This is a genomic window from Roseateles sp. P5_B10 (assembly GCF_056400485.1).
Genome location: NZ_JBFULE010000903.1, coordinates 1 through 2010, shown reverse-complemented (window position 1 = coordinate 2010; position 2010 = coordinate 1). Strand labels below are relative to the sequence as shown.

4 protein-coding genes are annotated in these 2010 nt (G+C 65.4%); all 4 read right to left on the bottom strand.

The genetic code is table 11. The features are described from left to right. Nucleotides 1–287 (bottom strand): VOC family protein (locus tag AC1DU6_RS29065; protein ID WP_477861417.1); only part of this gene is annotated, 287 nt, incomplete at its 3' end. A 245-nt stretch (nt 288–532) separates the two neighbouring features. Next, nucleotides 533–874, bottom strand: a complete 342-nt coding sequence (locus AC1DU6_RS29060; protein ID WP_477861415.1) for a hypothetical protein — start codon at nt 872–874, stop codon at nt 533–535. Continuing rightward, the gene (locus AC1DU6_RS29055) at nt 856–1431 is read right to left on the bottom strand and encodes an RNA polymerase sigma factor (protein ID WP_477861413.1); all 576 of its coding nucleotides are present in this window, start codon (nt 1429–1431) and stop codon (nt 856–858) included. Before AC1DU6_RS29055 ends, AC1DU6_RS29060 begins: the two co-directional genes overlap by 19 nt. Then, nucleotides 1428–1847 carry a DUF6249 domain-containing protein gene (locus AC1DU6_RS29050; RefSeq protein WP_056195572.1) on the bottom strand — a complete coding sequence of 140 codons (420 nt, stop codon included), beginning with the start codon at nt 1845–1847 and terminating at the stop codon, nt 1428–1430. The genes AC1DU6_RS29055 and AC1DU6_RS29050 overlap by 4 nt, the downstream gene beginning before the upstream one ends. Nucleotides 1848–2010 lie beyond the last annotated feature (163 nt).

The following is a 2010-nucleotide window of genomic DNA, read 5'->3' as shown; positions in this document are numbered from 1 at the left end:
CGCGGAGGCTGCGCGAGTTCGATGCCTGCATCCAGCATCCGTGCGTGCGCGCTCATGACGGCCTGCTCGGAAKCGAGCAGAAAACCGATGTGAAAGGTCTTCGGATACATCGGCTCGGTGGCATCTTTCGCCCGGGTGAGGACGAGCACGAAGCCGCCTTCACCATCGAGGATCGCCATGCCGTCGTTGCCTTTGATCTGGCGCAACGTGAAGCCGAAGGCGGCCTCGAAAAAGGCGGTGGCTGCGGTCACATCAGGCACTGAGAGATCGAGGTGGTTGAGTTGCATTGATTTGTCCTTTGAGTCAAATGGACTCGACCGGATCACAACGCGAAGCACCGTCGGCACCCGCTTTGCCACACAGACGAGCCCGCAGCGCGAAAGGCGCTGAGGTTCGTCGTGGGTTCTCATGCAATGCATGGAGCAGAGCTCTCGTCAGAGAGGGGTCGGGCTTACCGAAAAACCGACCCTGCCTTTTTCGACGTCGCCAGTGTAGCCATAGGCTCTTGGCCACCCTCAGTGGCCGTAGCGCGTCAGCCCCGGCTCCAACGGCTGGGGATCGCCCAGAAGATCAGCAGCCCTATCAGCGATACGGCCGCCAGCACATGCGGCGTATCGAGCGGCCGGTTCCCATCAGCAAGCAACGCAGCGGCACCGCAGGCCGCGATGCTGATCGCCACCCATTGCGCTCGCCTGACCCACCGCGCCCAGCGGCGCTGTTGCGGCGCGACGCCGGATGGCAGCGCCGCCATCACCCGCAGGCTGAAGCCAGCGTCATCGGGCTCGGTGCCGTTCTGCATCTGCTCCCGCAGCACGTCATCAAAAGAAGCGTCGTTGTCGTGGTTCGTGGAAATCGTCATGGCGTGGGCTCCCATGCTTGCAGTTGCGCGCGCAGCTTGGCCTTTGCGCGCAGCACTTGTGTCTTGACCGTGCCGAGCGGCCAGCCCAGCACCAGCGCCGCTTCGGCGTGGCTGAGGTCGGCGCCGTAGCAGAGCAGCAGCGCGTGGCGCTGGGGCTCGCTGAGATCGGCCATGGCGCGGTCGAGGTCGATGCGCCAGTCGCTAAGTGAAATGAGGTGGGGGGCGAAGTCGCTGTGTGCGCCCAGCTCCGGCGGTGCGTCGTCCACCAAAGACAAAGCCGGCCGTTCGGCCGACAGCGCGGAATAGGCTAGCCGCGTGAGCCAGGTGCGAAAGCGCGCCTCGCCGCGGAACTTGGGCAGGGCGCGCCAGGCACGCACGAAGGCTTCCTGGGCCAGGTCGTCGGCACGGCCTTGGTCGCCGCGGCAGACGCGGCCGAGCAGCTTGCGCAGATAGCCCTGGTGGGCCTGCACGAGGGCGGCGAAGGCCGCGCGGTCACCGGCGGCGGCACGGGCCACCAGGCGATCCTCTTGCAGGACCGCTTCGGTCGGCGCGGCGGGGACGCCGGAGGTCACGGTTGCGGGGATTGCGGCGGTTGCTGCTTGCGTTCAACGGCCCAGTACACCGCCAGGCCCAGCCCCAGGAACAGCGGAATCAGGCCGATGCTCCAGAGCCAGGCGCCCGGCATCATGGCGTTGAACATGCCCATCAAGCCCAGGCCGACGCCGATGTTGATGACCGCTGGCACGAGGATGCGGTTGGGGTTGGCCTGGTCGCGCTTGGCGCGGTGCCAGTCGCTGTCCTGCACGTCGCCCAGCAGCTCGGGCGGGATGGGCTGGCCGGCGCGGGCCAACTCGCGGATGGTCTCGTGGCGCTGGCGCTCGGTGTGAGCCTTGCCCAGGTAGTGGGCCACGATGGCGACGATGGGAATCAGCAGCGACAGGATCGGGATCATCAGTGGGCTGATTTCCTGAAAGCGGTCGAAGAACATGGGCGGGCTCCAGGGAAACGGGTAGATGGTGCTTCCTTGGAGCGCCCGGCCGTGGCGTTTGGATTCAGCGAGCGAAAGAAAAAGCACTGTCGCACCCCCCTCAAGTTGAGGGTTTTTGAATGTCAAAGAAATTTACACCCCTAGATCAAACTAGGGATATGAG

Coding starts and splice junctions, on each gene's coding strand:
- AC1DU6_RS29060 (WP_477861415.1), bottom strand. CDS start 874: ATGGGAGCCCACGCCATGACGATTTCCACGAACCACGACAACGACGCT.
- AC1DU6_RS29050 (WP_056195572.1), bottom strand. CDS start 1,847: ATGTTCTTCGACCGCTTTCAGGAAATCAGCCCACTGATGATCCCGATC.